The organism is Microbispora hainanensis (assembly GCF_006874475.1).
In the GTDB taxonomy this organism is placed as follows: Bacteria; Actinomycetota; Actinomycetes; order Streptosporangiales; family Streptosporangiaceae; genus Microbispora; species Microbispora hainanensis.
This window is the reverse complement of the sequence record NZ_VIRM01000245.1, coordinates 1-245: the sequence shown is the minus strand read 5'-3', so window position 1 is coordinate 245 and position 245 is coordinate 1. Positions and strand designations below refer to the sequence as shown.

Annotated in this window: 1 protein-coding gene; it reads right to left on the bottom strand. The window is 73.9% G+C overall.

Going from position 1 to position 245, the window contains the following annotated elements; translation table 11 throughout:
- A partial coding sequence (locus FLX08_RS41155; RefSeq protein ID WP_208762006.1) for a hypothetical protein occupies positions 1 to 184 on the bottom strand: 184 nt, incomplete at its 3' end.
- Positions 185 to 245 lie beyond the last annotated feature (61 nt).

Genomic DNA, 245 nt, shown 5'->3' with positions numbered 1-245 from the left:
CGGGTGCGGCCGGGTCGTGCTCGATCTCGGCCTCGGCCCGCAGCGGCTTGCCGGCGGGGTCGCTCACCTGGGCCAGCAGGGCCGGGGTGAGGGTGGGGGTGACGGTGGTGCCGTCCACCTGCTGGGACGGGGTGACCTGCAGTGCCCCGACGGCGGGTTCGGAGACCGGGTCGGGCACATCCACGGTCAGATTCTGCCAGTCCGACCATGGTGAGCCGACCGTGGTGGCGGTGTTGACCGCCCGG